The organism is Salinibacterium sp. NK8237 (assembly GCF_015864955.1).
Taxonomy (GTDB): Bacteria; Actinomycetota; Actinomycetes; order Actinomycetales; family Microbacteriaceae; genus Rhodoglobus.
Genome location: NZ_JADYWE010000001.1, coordinates 1,222,368 through 1,237,051, shown reverse-complemented (window position 1 = coordinate 1,237,051; position 14,684 = coordinate 1,222,368). Strand labels below are relative to the sequence as shown.

Sequence of the window (14,684 nt, the reverse complement as noted above, 5' to 3'; positions counted from 1 at the left end):
GATAAATCGGAGGCCTTGTGTTTAGAGCTGTCGCGCGGATCATACGTACGCCTGACCTTCGCAGGAAGATCGGGTTCACGCTAGGCATCATTGCGCTGTTTAGACTTGGCTCTTTCATCCCCGCGCCGTTCGTCGATTTCGGCAACGTTCAGGCCTGTCTCGCCTTTAACTCCTCGAGTGGCGGACTGTACGACCTCATCAACCTCTTCAGTGGTGGGGCACTCCTTCAACTTTCCGTATTTGCACTCGGAATCATGCCGTACATCACGGCGTCGATCATCGTGCAACTACTTCGTGTGGTCATCCCACACTTCGAAACTCTTCACAAAGAGGGCCAATCTGGCCAGGCAACGCTGACTCAGTACACGCGTTACCTCACCATCGCTCTCGCAATCCTGCAGTCCACGACGCTGATCACTGTTGCTCGAAGTGGAGCACTGTTCCAGTCTGCTGGCGTGGCCGAATGTAGCCAACTCATCACGAATGATGCGTGGTACGCAATTTTGCTGATGGTCATCACGATGACCGCCGGCACCGGCCTCATCATGTGGATGGGTGAGCTCGTCACCGAGCGTGGCATCGGCAACGGTATGTCGCTGTTGATCTTTACTTCTATCGCCGCAACCTTCCCCAGCGCTCTGTGGGGCATCTACGTAGCGAGCGGAATCGAAACATTCGTTCTTGTGCTACTCATGGGTGTTTTGATCATGGGCGCGGTCGTATTCGTCGAGCAGTCGCAGCGACGAATCCCCGTACAGTACGCGAAGCGCATGGTTGGGCGTCGTACGTACGGCGGAAACAACACCTATATTCCGATCAAGGTCAACATGGCTGGCGTGATCCCCGTGATCTTCGCTTCATCGCTGCTGTACCTACCTGCACTGATCGCACAGTTCAACCAGCCACAAGCTGGTGAAACCTCGGCAGCATGGGTTGTCTGGGTTCAGAACAACTTGGTCTCCGGAGATAGCCCGATCTACATGATTGGTTACTTCCTGCTGATCGTGGGCTTCACCTACTTCTACGTCGCAATTACCTTCAACCCTGAAGAAGTTGCTGACAACATGAAGAAGTACGGCGGATTCATTCCTGGTATCCGGGCCGGTCGGCCCACCGCCGAATACCTCGACTACGTTTTGACTCGCGTCACGCTACCTGGCTCGTTGTATCTTGGCCTCGTGGCGATGATCCCGCTGATTGCATTCGTGGCAATCGGCGCCAACCAGAATTTCCCATTCGGCGGAGCTAGCATCCTGATTATCGTCGGCGTCGGTCTTGAGACCGTCAAGCAGATTGATTCGCAGTTGCAGCAGCGCCATTACGAAGGTTTGTTGCGTTGACACGACTTCTTTTGATCGGTCCTCCTGGTGCTGGAAAAGGCACTCAGGCCGCCCGTCTTTCCCAGATCTATGGCGTTCCTGCAATTTCGACAGGTGATATTTTTCGCAGCAATGTGAAGAATGGCACCGAGCTTGGTAACAAAGCCAAAGCGTTTATGGATGCCGGAGACAATGTTCCTGACTCGCTCACGAATGCGCTCATCCGAGATCGCCTTGAGGAAGACGACGCCAAGCAGGGGTTCCTGCTTGATGGTTACCCTCGTACGACCGATCAGGTGCGTGAACTTGACGACTTTTTGGCGAGCCACGGTGCTGCGTTAGACGTTGTCGTTGAGTTGGAAGCAGATCCTGACGTTGTTGTGGGTCGCCTGAGCAAGCGCGCTCTCGAGCAGGGGCGCAGCGACGACACCGAAGAGGTAGTGCGTCACCGACTCGACGTATACAGCGAACAGACTGCTCCTCTCGTAAAGGTCTACGCTGACCGCGACGTGCTCGTCACGATCGATGCGTTGGGTGAAATTGATGCTGTCACGGCACGCATCACCGAAGCTCTTTTCGACCGGGGTATTTCAGCTACTGACGCAGGCTCGCGCTAAAACGCTGCAGGCCCGTGATGTCTGACTGGTACGCACCAGTCATCTTCATTTGTGGAACTATCTCTGCATAGGTTCACCATTGCGCGGTATTTCTGGATCAAACCGGATTTCTAGTTTTCGATTCCGCGAACGAGTTCGTCAATAAACGTGGGAAAATCGACCGCTTTCTTGACGAGTTGCTGCACGTATTCGCGATCGGAAAACACTGTCACGAACTGGTCGAATACGGTCTGGAATGTCGTGCGTCCCGCAGCGCTAAAGGCGATTAGCGCGATGACGTTGACCTTGTTTTCGCCCCACGGCATTGGCGTCTCGTTGATCACGATACTGATCGCGGTGCGGTGAGCGTTCATCGTCATCGCGTGCGGAACAGCCAGAGTGTCGGTAAACGCCGTCGATGACATGCGTTCGCGTTCAATGGCACCGGTGATATAGCCGTGGTCAATGACTCCAGCGTCGATCATCCGATGTCCGAGGGCCGCGATCATCGCTTCTTCACTGGGGGCCGTGAAGTTGCGCAAGAACAGGGCGGGATCAAAGAACCGCAACAGCTCGTCTGTTAGCTCTCGACGACGGCGTATCCGTCGCACGCGACTGATAGTGCGGCGGATCGCATCCACATCGGTTTCGGTTAAAAACGGTTGAATCAGCACGACGTTGTCGGCGAATGAGCGCAGATCGATTGTCGTGAGCACGAGATCGGTCGAGAGTTCGGCGAGATCGACATCGGTGCGGGTAATCACGATTCGTAAGTGCAGCTCGTCGCCCAGCACCGCTTCGATGCGTTCCCTCAAGATGACATGAAGATCGTGGTAGTTGGGGCATACCAGCGCTGCGGTCAGCCGAACTTCCCGTTTCGTTTGGCGCTCAAGATGCGATCCAACGTGGAGCGCAATATAGGAGATTTCGTCGTCGTGGATCGTGATGTTCTCATCACGTTGAACTTCGGCTGCTATGAACACGGCAAGCTCGTAAATCATGGGATAAGTGGTCTTGATAGACCGAGTCATGGGGTTGCGGGAGTACGAGAGGTCCTGGGCTCGAAGGATCAGATTTCGTACGTGCAATGACAACCTCATGATGAAGTCGTCATCGTCGAGGTCGATGAGGTACTCCTCGCCGACGTGCTGCACGGTGCGGCGAACGCGTGTGGTGAGTTCCTCAAGATCGACATCCGCAGGGGAGTCAGGACCGCTAGCGCGCGTGATCACTCGTGTCGTGAGCAGCAGCTCAATTTCATTGAGGTCCTCAAGCCGCAGATCCGCGCCAAAATGTGACGTAATGAGTGCTGCGAGGTCCTCCGAGAAAACCGTAGAGTCCGTTTCGGGAGCCGGTGCGGTGCTTGGTGCTGCTGTGGCTTCTTCTTCTGCTTCTGTGGCAGTCGGATCCCGGGGAAGGGTCCGGTCCGCTGCAATCGCTACATGCAGCAGTACATGATTGATCCCATACTCATTAACGAAGTAGCCATGGGAATCAAGAAGCTCGAGCAGTGATGTCTTGAAAGCTCGCAGATCTGACGACTCAAATTCGCGTTGGATGCTCTCGAGCTCAAGAAACCCCTGAGACTCTTCGTGGCGGAACATCTTGCTCAGCAGCCGACGAAGGTTCGGCTCAGTCCCCGTGAGAATGACGAGCGGCCCCCGGCGGGCGAGGCTCAACCCAGACTCTTCGACCGCTGCTTTCACCTTGCGGAGGTCGGCTTCGATGGTCGACTCGCTGACGAAAAAGCTATCGGCGAGCGCGTGGATATCGGTACCTTCGGGGGCATCACCCAGACGACGCACGAGGTGATATTGCCGATCGCGAGGCCGCTCTGCCTCGCGATTAGAGGCGCCCTTGAGAAATTCGGTGTAGTTCTCGCGGTTTAGTCGATACCCCGAGGTCGAAGACTCAATGACTTCGAGGGGGAGTGCGGATGACTTCACTGCGGTGACATAACTCCGCACGCTTCGAGTGGTCACTCCGAGCTTGTCCGCGAGCTCGGCAGCCGTCACCCATGCCTCGGCATGAGCGAGGTAGTCGATAAGTCGTGCGTGATTAGCAAGCATGAGGGTTCCATTCTCGCCTATGAATCTTTCCGCGGGAGCGGAATCTTCTCTATTGGAACTCTAGGCACCTTCCCAGCGATTATAGATAACGAAGCATTTTCGAAGGATTTTCGCAAGGAGGCGATCGAGTGTCTACAGTGCTGGTTCTCTGCGGAGCAGGTGCCTCGAGCACCTTCTTGGCACACGCACTTCGTCGCCAGGCGATTGCCCGCGGTCTTTCGCATAGCTTCACCCCTGCGAGTGTTGCTGCGCTCAGTATGCCGCTGACGTCAGTGGATGTCGTACTGGTGAGTTCCCACGTCGCTGACTTCTTTGACCAAGCCGCGATAGCCGCCGATGCGATCGGTGCGAAAGCAATCCAACTTCCTGCCCTGAACTTTGACGCCGCCGGCGCAGATATTGCCCTCGATCTTCTCGATCCTTCCCCCCAGGTAACGACAGAAAGCAGCAAAAATGGCTGAACAAACTATTCGGGTGGCCTCGGCACACGGGCTTCACGCTCGTCCCGCGTCGCTCTTCACACAGGCGGCAGCTGCCTCAGGCCTTGACGTCACTATCGCTAAGGGCGACAAGTCAGTCAATGCCTCGAGCATCCTCAGTGTCATTTCGCTCGGTGTCACTCATGGTGACGAGGTCACCATTGCCGCCGAGGGTGATGGCGCCGATGCTGTCATCGCCACCTTGACTGAAATTCTCAGTACCGATCACGACGAGAGCTAGTCGTGTTCGGTCGCTTCCCTCGCAGTATCCTCACATCACAGATATCGGAGTAAAAAAATGACAACGTCGTCTACGACCGCCAAGAGTGGCGGTGCGCGCGTAGGGGTCCAGAAATTTGGAACCTTCGTTAGCGGAATGGTGATGCCGAACATTGCGGCATTCATCGCATGGGGCTTTATTACGGCTCTGTTCATCCAGACCGGTTGGTTGCCGTTGCTTGGCATCGACGCGGTGTGGGTGCAGCAGCTTGGTGGTTGGAGCCTTGACCCTGAAGTTACCAACACTGGTCTCGTCGGCCCGATGATTACCTACCTGCTTCCATTGCTGATTGCTAACACTGCAGGCCGCATGGTCTACGGAACTCGTGGTGGTGTTGTTGCAACGATCGCGACTGTTGGTGTCATCATCGGTGCAGGTATTCCCATGTTCCTCGGCGCGATGATCGTTGGCCCGAGTTCGGCATGGGTCATGAAAAAGACCGATGCCCTCTGGGCCGGTAAAATTCGACCTGGCTTCGAGATGTTGGTCGACAACTTCTCGGCTGGAATCCTCGGAATGCTGCTGGCAATCGCATCGTTCTTCCTGATTGCGCCGATCGTTACGGCGATCAGTGACGCACTCGAGTCAGTTATCGCGTTCCTCGTTGACAACAGCCTGCTGCCTTTGGCAAGCGTGTTCGTTGAGCCCGGCAAGATCCTCTTCCTGAACAACGCCATCAACCACGGTGTCTTCACGCCGCTGGGAACGGCGGAGTCGATTGAAAAGGGTCAGTCGATCCTCTTCCTTATCGAAGCAAACCCTGGCCCCGGCCTCGGAATCCTGCTCGCCTTCTTGGTATTCGGTGTTGGCCTGCTGCGCGCAAGCGCTCCCGGTGCCATTCTGATCCACTTCGTCGGCGGTATCCACGAGATCTACTTCCCGTACGTGCTGGCTAAGCCGCTTCTCGTCGTTGCAGCAATCGCTGGTGGAGCAACTGGTGTTCTCACGAACGTCATCTTCCAGTCGGGTCTGCGCGCTCCGGCATCACCGGGTTCGATCATTGCGGTCATCGCTCAGACTCCTCCCGGAAGCATCATCGGCGTTTTGCTCTCAGTTGTGTTCTCGGCAGCGGTGTCGTTCCTCGTCGCCGCGGTCATCATCCGTGCCGGTCGCAAGCGTGACCTTGAGGCAATGGCTAATGGTGACGACGCTCTTGCAGCAGCGATTGCTAAGAACGCTGCCAACAAGGGCAAGGACAGCTCAGTAGGCGACCTCCTCGGAGCCGGCGCTGCCGGTGCCGCTACCGCTGGCGCGACCGCCGGTGCAGCAACTGCCACGAAGATCCAGAACGTTGTGTTTGCGTGTGACGCAGGCATGGGATCGAGTGCCATGGGAGCAACCGTTCTTCGCAACAAGTTTGCAAAGGCCGGCATCGAGGGCATCAACGTGACGAACAAGGCGATTGCGAACCTGGATGGTTCGGAAGACGTCATCATCACGCAGAATCAACTGACTGACCGTGCCACGGAGAAAGTTCCCGGCGCAGTTCATGTTTCAGTTGATAACTTCATGAATAGTCCTAAATACGATGAAGTCGTAAACATGGTTAGCGAATAAAGAGGAGAAATCATGAGCAAGGTACTCGAGCTAGACCAGATCAAAGCGGCTGGCACCGCTCGCACCAAAGAAGAAGCCATCGCTGAGGCGGCGGAGATTCTGATTGCTGCTGGCGCGGTAACGCCCGAGTACCTTGGTTTCATGAAGGCCCGTGAAGAGTTGACATCAACTTTCATGGGTAACTTCCTCGCTATTCCGCACGGCACGAACGAGGGCAAGGACACGATCTTGTCGTCTGCGCTCTCGTTCGTGCGGTACGCGGAGCCCATTGACTGGGATGGCAACGAGGTTCGCTTCGTTGTCGGCATCGCAGGCAAAGATGGTGGACACATGGACACCCTCGCTGCTGTAGCCACAATTTTTAGCGACAATGACGAAGTGCAGAAGCTCATCGACGCATCAAGCGAAGACGAACTGCTTGCTCTTCTCTCTGAATTGAACAACGCATGAAGGCCGTACATTTTGGAGCCGGCAACATCGGTCGCGGCTTCGTCGGTCTGATCCTGCACAAGGCTGGCTACGAGATTGTGTTCGCGGATGTCGCAGCAGAACTCATTGACAGCCTGGCCGCCGCGGACAGCTACCAGGTGCACGAGGTGGGGGCGGAGCCTCGAACCGAGACTGTTGACAACTTCCGCGCACTCAACAGTGCGAGCAACGAAGCTGGCGTGATCGAAGAGATCGCCACCGCCGACATGGTGACTACCGCTGTCGGCCCCAATATTCTCAAGTTCGTCGCACCGTTGATTGCTCAGGCGATCAAGGCTCGCGCCGATGACTTGCCGCCGTTGCAGGTGCTCGCGTGTGAGAACGCGCTCTATGCCACCAACAATTTGCGTGCCGAAGTTGCCGTGGCTGTCGATGCTGAAACGCTCGCGGCGAAAGCTATTTTTGCGAACACTGCAGTCGACCGCATCGTGCCAGCTCAGGATCCTGCTGCCGGACTCGACGTCACAGTAGAAGACTTTTTCGAGTGGGCTATCGAGAGCGCCCCGTTCGGTGACAACGTTCCCGACATCGCTGACGTGCATTTCGTCGACAACCTCGAGCCCTACATTGAGCGCAAGCTCTTCACTGTCAACACCGGCCACGCCACCGTGGCGTACCACGGCTATCTTCGCGGGGCGGAGACACTTTCTGCCGCGATGGCGATCCCCGAGGTTGCGGCGGAGGTCGATGCCGTTCTGGCGGAGACCAGCGCCATGCTTGTTGCCAAGCACGGTTTTGATGCTGCTGACCACGCCGACTATGTCGCGACGTGTACTCGTCGATTCAGTAACCCTCACTTGCCAGACACCCCTGAGCGCGTTGGCCGTAGCCCGCTGCGCAAGCTGTCGCGCAACGAACGCTTTATCAGCCCTGCCAGCGAACTGGCAGCATCCGGAACGACTCCTCACGCGATCCTGCGTGCGGTCGGTGCCGCGATGCAGTTCAACGTGGCCGAAGACCCCGAAAGTGTGCGGATGCTGGAGCTGCGGTCATCGCTCACCGCTCCTGAATTCGTCACTGAAGTGATGGGACTTCGTGAAGGCGACGCTCTTTACGCTGCTGCCGTCGAAACGGTTAGCGCGCAATCCTAGTCCCAACTTGGCGAAACGCCCGGGATTAGCGTAGGCTTTCTCTTTGGTGTTTCAGGCCGATTTTTTCGCGCCTTGGCTTTCTCGAAAGTCACTCACCACAATCTACGCAGACCAGCGAACCCCACTTATAGCGACGAAGAGGCTATGGCCAAAAAAGACGGTGTCATTGAGATCGAAGGAGCAGTAGTCGAGGCTCTGCCCAACGCGATGTTTCGTGTTGAGTTGACGAACGGCCACGTTGTGCTCGCGCACATCTCCGGCAAAATGCGACAGAACTACATTCGAATCCTTCCGGAGGACCGTGTAGTTGTAGAGCTGAGCCCGTATGACCTGACTCGCGGCCGCATCACCTACCGCTACAAGTAGACCGCGCTGGAAAGTAACGTCCACGGTGCCCTTGCGGGCTAGTGGAACGACGACAGCGATTCACAAGGAAAAATAATGAAGGTTAACCCCAGCGTTAAGCCCATCTGCGACAACTGCCGCGTTATTCGCCGCAACGGTCGCGTCATGGTTATCTGCAAGTCGAACCCGCGTCACAAGCAACGCCAGGGCTAAGGTTCCGCGAGCAGATCGCACAGTTGCACGGGGTGGGGCAAGCAATCGCCACACACCGCAGCGCACATAACTAAATACACGAACTAGCAACGCCAGATCTGAATCTTGTGAGAACAAGAAACAGGGACACCATCGGTTGGAGGCCGATGCACAGGTGCTGTTACAGACCTCCACTCATCAACAGGAGAAGCCACTATGGCACGTCTAGCAGGCGTCGACATCCCACGCGACAAGCGTGTAGAGGTTGCACTGACTTACATTTACGGTGTTGGCCGCACGAGGGCACTCAAAACCCTCGCCGACACTCAGATCAGCGGAGAGATCCGCGTACAGGATCTCACCGATGACCAGCTCATCGCGCTGCGCGACTACATCGAAGGAAACTTCCAGGTAGAAGGTGACCTCCGCCGTGAGGTTGCAGCAGACATCCGCCGCAAGGTTGAAATCGGAAGCTACCAGGGTATCCGTCACCGCAAGGGACTGCCCGTTCATGGACAGCGTACGAAGACCAACGCTCGTACCCGTAAGGGCCCGAAGCGCACCGTAGCCGGCAAGAAGAAGGCCCGATAGACCCTGGGTTCAACCCCAGTGTCGTCGCCATCAACGTTTTAGGAGAAAACAATGGCAGCACCAAAATCGGCCGCTCGTAAGCCGCGTCGTAAAGAAAAGAAGAACATTGCTGTGGGCCAGGCTCACATCAAGTCAACGTTCAACAACACCATCGTGACCATCACTGACCCCACCGGCGCAGTTCTTGCCTGGTCGTCGTCAGGTGTCGTTGGCTTCAAGGGTTCGCGTAAGTCGACTCCTTATGCCGCACAGATGTCTGCTGAGTCGGCTGCGCGCCAGGCTCAGGAGCACGGTGTCAAGAAGGTTGACGTTTTCGTCAAGGGACCGGGTTCGGGTCGCGAAACTGCGATTCGCTCGCTGCAGGCCGCTGGCCTCGAAGTGGGTTCGATCAACGACGTAACACCGCAGACGCACAATGGTTGCCGTCCGCCCAAGCGTCGTCGCGTTTAGTTTTACGCCGTACTAACGAGGCAACTCGCTAGTGCTGGCGTCGTGGCGAGGGCCCTTGTGGCCCTCGCTCACAGTTCCAGCGCACAACTCAATACAACGTCGGGCCAGCCACCCGTCGCCCACAAGTGTCATATAGCGGACACTTCGCCGAAAGGAATTACCAGTGCTGATTGCACAGCGTCCCACCCTTGCTGAGGAGAACATTTCCGAATTCCGTTCACGGTTCGTTATCGAGCCGCTCGAACCTGGTTTCGGTTACACCCTCGGAAACTCACTCCGTCGCACCCTTCTTTCGTCGATCCCCGGAGCAGCTGTTACCAGCATCCGTATCGATGGAGTTCTTCACGAATTCAGCACCGTCGCCGGTGTCAAAGAAGACGTCACTGAGGTCATCCTCAACATCAAGAACCTCGTAGTCTCCAGCGAGCACGACGAGCCGATCACCGCTTACCTGCGCAAGCAGGGTGCTGGTGAAGTTACCGCAGCGGACATCTCAGCACCTGCCGGTGTAGAGATTCACAACCCGGAACTCGTCATCGCAACGCTCAACGACAAGGCCAAGTTCGAACTTGAGCTGACGATCGAGCGTGGCCGTGGCTATGTCACCGCAACTCAGAACCGCAGCGAGTTCAGCGAAGCCGGCCAAATTCCGGTCGACTCGATCTACTCGCCCGTACTCAAGGTCACCTACCGCGTCGAGGCAACTCGTGCCGGTGAGCGCACTGACTTTGACCGTCTGGTTGTAGATGTTGAAACCAAGTCGGCTATCACCCCGCGCGATGCAGTGGCTTCGGCCGGTCGCACGCTGACCGAACTGTTTGGACTCGCTCGCGAGCTCAACACGGCAGCAGAGGGTATTGAGATTGGTCCTGCACCGGTTGACGCCGTGCTTTCGACCGAACTCAGCATGCCGATCGAAGATCTTGATCTTTCGGTGCGTAGCTACAACTGCCTCAAGCGCGAAGGCATCAACACTGTAAGTGAACTGGTTGCTCTTTCGGAGACCCAGCTCATGAACATCCGTAACTTCGGTCAGAAGTCGGTTGATGAAGTGCGCGACAAGCTCGTCGAGATGGGACTGTCGTTGAAAGACAGCGTTCCCGGATTCGACGGAGCACACTTCTACGGCGGATACGCCGACGACGAGACCAACGCTTGAGCCACTGGCTCGAAACTTTGACACTGGAGAATTAGAAAATGCCTACACCTACTAAGGGCCCGCGTCTCGGCGGTGGACCGGCGCACGAGCGCCACATGCTCGCCAACTTGGCCGCAGCCCTGTTTACTCACAAGAGCATCAAGACAACGGAAATGCGCGCGAAGCGTCTGCGTCCCGTTGCTGAGCGCCTGATCACGTTCGCGAAGAAGGGTGACTTGCACAACCGTCGCCGCGCGCTCGGAATCATTGGCGACAAGACCGTCATCCACGAACTCTTCACGGTCATCGCACCGCAGGTTGAGAACCGCGATGGTGGTTACACCCGCATCACGAAGCTTGGTTTCCGAAAGGGAGACAACGCTTCGATGGTTCAGATGGAACTCGTTCTTGAGCCCGTAACACCCAAGAAGAAGGCTCCGAAGGCTGCCGCTAAGGCTGAGCCCAAGGCTGCTGCAGAAGAGCCCGCCGCCCAGGAAGCTCCCGTTGAAGAAGTAGCAACCGAAGACGTCGCCGTCGAGGATGCTGCTGCAGAGACTGCAGAAGAGAAGTAACTTTCTTCGTTCAAGAAAACCCCGGCTCCGCTTCGTGCGGGCCGGGGTTTTCTTCGTGAAATAGGATTGAATAATGGACCAGCCGACACCCGAACCCTCGGCAACGGAGCCGATTGTCGCTGCTGAAGCTGACGGCTTCCTTGACCCTTCGATGACTCGCCTACGTCTAAATATTGCCTACGACGGTACAAACTTTTTTGGGTGGGGTAAGCAGCCAGCGCTACGCACGGTTCAGGGCACCATTGAAGATGCTCTGCGCGTGATCTTTCGGCGCTTTGGCGTTATCCCGCAGCTGGTCGTAGCCGGACGCACGGATGCCGGTGTTCACGCGACCGGCCAGGTGGCCCACCTTGATCTCACCGAGACCCAGCTGCGCAGCCTTGATCGCCCTCGTCGTGGCAACATGGGCGGCCGACGGTATGACGGCCCAGCATCTCTGGCGCGACGGATCAACGGCATCACTGGCCTCGAATCCGACATTTTTGTCACGCAATCGGTTATCGCGCCCGATGGGTTCGACGCTCGGTTCTCGCCCCTCTGGCGACGCTACGAGTATCGCATCGCCGACAACGAGTCACCCCGTGACCCGCGTCAGCGCAATCACACACTCTGGTACCCGGCCACTCTCGACGTGGATGCGATGAATGTGGCGGCGAGAGAGCTCCTGGGGCTCCACGATTGGGCTGCCTATTGCAAACCGCGCGAGGGTGCGACAACGGTACGTAGCCTTGAACGATTCAGTTTCACCCGTACCGCTGAGGGCATCATCCTCGCGGAAGTGCGCGCCGATGCGTTTTGCCACAGCATGGTGCGGTCGCTCGTGGGTGCCGGGGTGCATGTAGGCCAAGGAAAGATTGATTCTTCGCGCCCCGCGGACATCCGCGATGAGCGTTCGAAGGGCAGCGAATACAAAGTCATGCCCGCGAAGGGGTTGACGCTCGTTGAGGTCGGCTACCCGCCGGATGGCGAACTGCTGGCACGCGCTGAGCTCACGCGCTCTCGTCGTGAGCTCATCGACTAGTCACCGCTGTTGCCGGCTGCGCTGCGCTGCCGTTGCCTCGTGCCTCGTCAGTGCTGCGCGGGTGCCCGAAGGTCGGTGGAACGTCGCACGACGAGCTCGGGCGGGAGTACCTCTTGACGGTGGGTGTGGGAATCTTCTCGCGCTGAGTGCTCTATGAGCAATCGTGCAGCGCGCGTACCGAGCTTGTCGATGGGCTGGCGCACTGACGTGAGCGGAACGACCCAGTCGCGGGCGAAGTCAATGTCGTCGTACCCGACGAGCGCAACATCGTCTGGCACGCTGAGCCCCGCGTCGATAAGTCCGCGGTAGACGCCGAAGGCGAGCATGTCGTTTCCGCAAAATACGGCGTCGGGGGAGTCGCCCTCGAGAAGTAGTTCTGCTGCTCGGCGGCCGTCTTGGATGCCGATCCCTGACGTGCTGACTTCGATCAACGATACTTCTGGATCCATGCCGGCTGCAATGATCGCTTCGCGTGCGCCTCGGGCGCGATCGGCGAACTGACGTAGCCCGGTTGGGCCTCCGACGACAGCGATGCGGGTGTGGCCTAGCTGCAGCAGGTGTTCGATTGCGAGGCGCCCGCCTGCGACGTTGTCGACCGAGATGGAGCAGTGTTGCGGGCCGCCGTTGTAGTCGAGCAACACGACGGGCAGATCGCCCGGGAGGTCTTTGTAGGGGTCGGAGCCTTCGTCGAGGCTCGCGGGTGCCAGTAGTACGCCGCGGACTCGCTGGGCGGCCAACATTGCGAGAAGTCCAGACTCGCGGGTCGTATCGCCTTCGGAGTTGCAGAGCATCACCACGTGGCCCGATTCGCGAACCGTGCGCTCGATGACGTGCGCGGCTTCCATATAGAACGGGCTTTCGATATCCAGAACGACAAGCCCGATAACGTTGCTCGAGGCTCCCGTGAGTACGCGGGCTTGCTGGTTGGGCACGAAGCCGAGTTCGGCAATCGCTTTCTCAACGGCGGCGCGGGTGCGCGGGTGCACCGTGTCGGGGCGATTGATCGTGTTGGACACGGTGCCGGTAGAGACCTGGGCGAGGGCGGCGACGTCGCGGATCCCGGCGGGCGACTTCGATGTCGCTGTATCGGGGGTACTCATGAATAGCTCACTTCTGGTGCATCAAGCGGGTGGTGCAGGTTTCTCACTCTAGGGGCATCCCTCGCGTGTACTGGGTAGTGGCGCAGTTGTGGTTCTCGTAATCGCATCGTTGTGATCATCTCTGCTGTGACGGTTGCAAATCTGTATTTGTCCAGTGTACGTTTGAACCGCTTTAAAAAATGAACCGGTTCAAAATTCTCGACCGGGCGCAATGACGCGAAAGTGCTGAGGCTCTAGGCGCTGCGTCCGCGCACCACTAGCACTCACACTCAAAGGAGAAACAACATGAAGCAACGTCGCTTTGCAGGCCTCGCGATAGGTCTCGCCGCAGTTGTAGGCCTCGGCCTCGCTGGATGTTCCGCTGACGCCGACACTTCCACCGCATCCGGGGAAGACGCGTACACAATCGTCATTGTTCCCAAGGACTCGACTAACCCCTGGTTCGTTCGCATGGAAGAGGGCGTCAACAAGTTCGCCGTTGACTCCGGCAACGACGTTTACCAGAAGGGCCCCGCTGAGACGGATGCCACTTTGCAGGTGCAGGTCATCCAGGACCTCATTGCTCAGGGCGTAGATGCAATCGGCGTCGTTCCGGTTGACCCGGGCGCACTTGAGACGGTTCTGAAGCAGGCCATGGACGCCGGCATCGTTGTTGTCACCCACGAAGGTGCCAGTCAGGAAAACACGATGTACGACATCGAAGCGTTCAACAACACTCAGTACGGCGCATTCATCATGGACAACCTCGCTGAGGCAATGGGCGAAGAGGGCACCTACGCCACGATGGTTGGCCACGTAACGAACGCATCGCACAACGAATGGGCTGACGGTGCTGTTGCTCGTCAGGCTGAGGCGTACCCCAACATGACGCTGCTTGCTGCTGAGCCGCGCGTTGAGTCGCAGGATGACGGAGAGGTTGCCTACCAGGCAGCCAAGGAACTCCTCAAGAAGTACCCCGAAGTAACCGGCATCGTCGGAACCTCGTCGTTTGACGCTCCTGGTGTCGCTCGTGCGATCGAAGAACTTGGCCTCACCGGCAAGGTCTTCGTGAGCGGAACCGGTATGCCGGCCGCCAACAAGTCGATCCTCGAAAAGGGGCTCGTCAAGACGCTGACTCTCTGGGACCCGGCCGACGCTGGTTACGCTCTCGCGTCGCTCGCTGAGCAGATCCTCGATGGCGAAGACATCGCCGACGGTGTCAACCTCGGTGTCACCGGTTACGAGAACATGACCTTCGCTGAAGGTAGCGACAAGGTTCTCGAAGGTAACGGCTGGGTAGTTATCGACAAGGACAACGTAGACAGCTTCGGCTTCTAAGCAGTCCCGTTTTCGCGATCAGGGCAGAGCGAACATCCGTTCTGCCCTGGTCGCACCCCCACGATTTATTCACGCGCG

17 protein-coding genes are annotated in these 14,684 nt (G+C 57.6%); 15 read left to right on the top strand and 2 right to left on the bottom strand.

Annotated elements, in window-relative coordinates; genetic code table 11:
- The first annotated feature begins 17 nt into the window (after positions 1-17).
- The gene (secY, locus tag I6E56_RS05995) at positions 18-1,340 is read left to right on the top strand and encodes a preprotein translocase subunit SecY (protein ID WP_197136711.1); all 1,323 of its coding nucleotides are present in this window, start codon (positions 18-20) and stop codon (positions 1,338-1,340) included.
- The gene (locus I6E56_RS05990) at positions 1,337-1,936 is read left to right on the top strand and encodes an adenylate kinase (protein WP_197136710.1); all 600 of its coding nucleotides are present in this window, start codon (positions 1,337-1,339) and stop codon (positions 1,934-1,936) included. The genes secY and I6E56_RS05990 overlap by 4 nt, the downstream gene beginning before the upstream one ends.
- Positions 1,937-2,046: 110 nt before the next feature.
- Here I6E56_RS05990 and I6E56_RS05985 read toward each other — a convergent pair whose 3' ends face one another.
- Positions 2,047-3,984: a transcription antiterminator gene (locus I6E56_RS05985; RefSeq protein WP_197136709.1), complete on the bottom strand. Its 1,938-nt coding sequence runs from the start codon at positions 3,982-3,984 to the stop codon at positions 2,047-2,049.
- A 128-nt stretch (positions 3,985-4,112) separates the two neighbouring features.
- Here I6E56_RS05985 and I6E56_RS05980 point away from each other — a divergent pair, with 128 nt between their 5' ends.
- The 12 genes from I6E56_RS05980 (at position 4,113) to I6E56_RS05925 (ending at position 12,189) form a co-directional block, all read left to right on the top strand.
- Entirely contained in the window at positions 4,113-4,445 is a 333-nt protein-coding gene (locus I6E56_RS05980) for a PTS sugar transporter subunit IIB (protein ID WP_197136707.1), read from the top strand.
- Entirely contained in the window at positions 4,438-4,704 is a 267-nt protein-coding gene (locus I6E56_RS05975; RefSeq protein ID WP_197136705.1) for an HPr family phosphocarrier protein, read from the top strand. The genes I6E56_RS05980 and I6E56_RS05975 overlap by 8 nt, the downstream gene beginning before the upstream one ends.
- Positions 4,705-4,761: 57 nt before the next feature.
- A complete protein-coding gene (locus I6E56_RS05970) occupies positions 4,762-6,300 on the top strand; it encodes a PTS mannitol transporter subunit IICB (protein WP_197136703.1) in 1,539 nt (512 codons plus the stop codon).
- A 12-nt stretch (positions 6,301-6,312) separates the two neighbouring features.
- Entirely contained in the window at positions 6,313-6,750 is a 438-nt protein-coding gene (locus tag I6E56_RS05965; RefSeq protein WP_197136701.1) for a PTS sugar transporter subunit IIA, read from the top strand.
- Positions 6,747-7,880, top strand: coding sequence for a mannitol-1-phosphate 5-dehydrogenase (locus I6E56_RS05960; RefSeq protein WP_197136699.1), 1,134 nt, complete (start codon positions 6,747-6,749; stop codon positions 7,878-7,880). Before I6E56_RS05965 ends, I6E56_RS05960 begins: the two co-directional genes overlap by 4 nt.
- A gap of 144 nt (positions 7,881-8,024) precedes the next feature.
- On the top strand, positions 8,025-8,246 hold the full coding sequence (gene infA, locus I6E56_RS05955; RefSeq protein WP_010203795.1) for a translation initiation factor IF-1: 222 nt from the start codon (positions 8,025-8,027) through the stop codon (positions 8,244-8,246).
- 75 nt (positions 8,247-8,321) lie between these two features.
- A complete protein-coding gene (rpmJ, locus tag I6E56_RS05950; protein ID WP_197106440.1) occupies positions 8,322-8,438 on the top strand; it encodes a 50S ribosomal protein L36 in 117 nt (38 codons plus the stop codon).
- A gap of 195 nt (positions 8,439-8,633) precedes the next feature.
- Positions 8,634-9,008: a 30S ribosomal protein S13 gene (gene rpsM / locus I6E56_RS05945; protein WP_197106439.1), complete on the top strand. Its 375-nt coding sequence runs from the start codon at positions 8,634-8,636 to the stop codon at positions 9,006-9,008.
- A 51-nt stretch (positions 9,009-9,059) separates the two neighbouring features.
- A complete protein-coding gene (gene rpsK, locus I6E56_RS05940) occupies positions 9,060-9,458 on the top strand; it encodes a 30S ribosomal protein S11 (RefSeq protein ID WP_197106438.1) in 399 nt (132 codons plus the stop codon).
- A 163-nt stretch (positions 9,459-9,621) separates the two neighbouring features.
- On the top strand, positions 9,622-10,617 hold the full coding sequence (locus I6E56_RS05935; RefSeq protein ID WP_129072180.1) for a DNA-directed RNA polymerase subunit alpha: 996 nt from the start codon (positions 9,622-9,624) through the stop codon (positions 10,615-10,617).
- A 38-nt stretch (positions 10,618-10,655) separates the two neighbouring features.
- Positions 10,656-11,168, top strand: a complete 513-nt coding sequence (rplQ, locus tag I6E56_RS05930) for a 50S ribosomal protein L17 (RefSeq protein ID WP_197123131.1) — start codon at positions 10,656-10,658, stop codon at positions 11,166-11,168.
- Positions 11,169-11,241: 73 nt separating this feature from the next.
- Entirely contained in the window at positions 11,242-12,189 is a 948-nt protein-coding gene (locus tag I6E56_RS05925) for a tRNA pseudouridine(38-40) synthase TruA (protein ID WP_197136697.1), read from the top strand.
- A gap of 47 nt (positions 12,190-12,236) precedes the next feature.
- Here I6E56_RS05925 and I6E56_RS05920 read toward each other — a convergent pair whose 3' ends face one another.
- On the bottom strand, positions 12,237-13,289 hold the full coding sequence (locus I6E56_RS05920; RefSeq protein ID WP_197136695.1) for a LacI family DNA-binding transcriptional regulator: 1,053 nt from the start codon (positions 13,287-13,289) through the stop codon (positions 12,237-12,239).
- 285 nt (positions 13,290-13,574) lie between these two features.
- On the opposite strand from I6E56_RS05920, the gene I6E56_RS05915 reads away from it, so the two are divergent.
- On the top strand, positions 13,575-14,606 hold the full coding sequence (locus I6E56_RS05915; RefSeq protein WP_197136693.1) for an autoinducer 2 ABC transporter substrate-binding protein: 1,032 nt from the start codon (positions 13,575-13,577) through the stop codon (positions 14,604-14,606).
- The last annotated feature ends 78 nt before the right edge of the window (positions 14,607-14,684 follow it).

Coding starts and splice junctions, on each gene's coding strand:
- I6E56_RS05965 (WP_197136701.1), top strand. CDS start 6,313: ATGAGCAAGGTACTCGAGCTAGACCAGATCAAAGCGGCTGGCACCGCT.
- I6E56_RS05960 (WP_197136699.1), top strand. CDS start 6,747: ATGAAGGCCGTACATTTTGGAGCCGGCAACATCGGTCGCGGCTTCGTC.
- rplQ (WP_197123131.1), top strand. CDS start 10,656: ATGCCTACACCTACTAAGGGCCCGCGTCTCGGCGGTGGACCGGCGCAC.
- I6E56_RS05925 (WP_197136697.1), top strand. CDS start 11,242: ATGGACCAGCCGACACCCGAACCCTCGGCAACGGAGCCGATTGTCGCT.
- I6E56_RS05975 (WP_197136705.1), top strand. CDS start 4,438: ATGGCTGAACAAACTATTCGGGTGGCCTCGGCACACGGGCTTCACGCT.
- infA (WP_010203795.1), top strand. CDS start 8,025: ATGGCCAAAAAAGACGGTGTCATTGAGATCGAAGGAGCAGTAGTCGAG.
- rpsM (WP_197106439.1), top strand. CDS start 8,634: ATGGCACGTCTAGCAGGCGTCGACATCCCACGCGACAAGCGTGTAGAG.
- I6E56_RS05915 (WP_197136693.1), top strand. CDS start 13,575: ATGAAGCAACGTCGCTTTGCAGGCCTCGCGATAGGTCTCGCCGCAGTT.
- rpmJ (WP_197106440.1), top strand. CDS start 8,322: ATGAAGGTTAACCCCAGCGTTAAGCCCATCTGCGACAACTGCCGCGTT.
- rpsK (WP_197106438.1), top strand. CDS start 9,060: ATGGCAGCACCAAAATCGGCCGCTCGTAAGCCGCGTCGTAAAGAAAAG.
- I6E56_RS05985 (WP_197136709.1), bottom strand. CDS start 3,984: ATGCTTGCTAATCACGCACGACTTATCGACTACCTCGCTCATGCCGAG.
- I6E56_RS05970 (WP_197136703.1), top strand. CDS start 4,762: ATGACAACGTCGTCTACGACCGCCAAGAGTGGCGGTGCGCGCGTAGGG.
- I6E56_RS05920 (WP_197136695.1), bottom strand. CDS start 13,289: ATGAGTACCCCCGATACAGCGACATCGAAGTCGCCCGCCGGGATCCGC.